Source organism: Mycobacterium simiae (genome assembly GCF_008370645.1).
Taxonomy (GTDB): Bacteria; Actinomycetota; Actinomycetes; order Mycobacteriales; family Mycobacteriaceae; genus Mycobacterium; species Mycobacterium simiae_A.
Genome location: NZ_VTZN01000480.1, coordinates 1 through 637, shown reverse-complemented (window position 1 = coordinate 637; position 637 = coordinate 1). Strand labels below are relative to the sequence as shown.

Sequence of the window (637 nt, the reverse complement as noted above, 5' to 3'; positions counted from 1 at the left end):
AGCACCCCGATCACAAGCCACCACGGACACCAGCCGCGCCGGCGACGACAACGCTGCCGCCCCCCGCGGCGCCTGCACCGCCCCGATAGCCACAGCCGCCGGCGCAGCAGCAACACCCGCAACTGGCGCAGCGACCGTTCCCGCCGCCGGCATACCGGCCAATCCCGCCACACCAGCTACACCCGGAACAACAGCGGCAGCTAACCCTGCCGCCAAAGGACTCACCAAAAACGGAACAGTACCCAACAAATTGCCAACAATCCAGCTAAAGATAATGTCTATAACGCCAGCAACAGCATACAATAACCCAAGCTCCAAAATAGTGGCATTATAAATGAATGCCATTAGTAGTTGGGCGTTGAATATCAATTCGATAACAAATCCGATGGGGTTCAAGCTTAAAATATCCAAAGCAAGGTTCAGCACGACTAAGCTGACCGCAGGGAGCTCCGAAAGCAACGCGAACAGATATACCTCGTAATCTACGAAAAATTGTTGTAACAACGCCGCTATTTCTTGCCATGGGAATGGCGTGAGAGTCTGGGCTGCGGTGGCTCCCGCGTTGCCGGCCACACCGACACCGGGCTTGACAATGGCCGGCGCCGGGGTGGTATGGGGTGTCGCGGCCACCGCCGCA

At 57.6% G+C, this 637-nt stretch carries 1 pseudogene; it reads right to left on the bottom strand.

Annotated features, from left to right (window positions below):
• Nucleotides 1-504, bottom strand: a pseudogene (locus tag F0Q45_RS26525) (PPE family protein); the annotation flags it as partial.
• Nucleotides 505-637 lie beyond the last annotated feature (133 nt).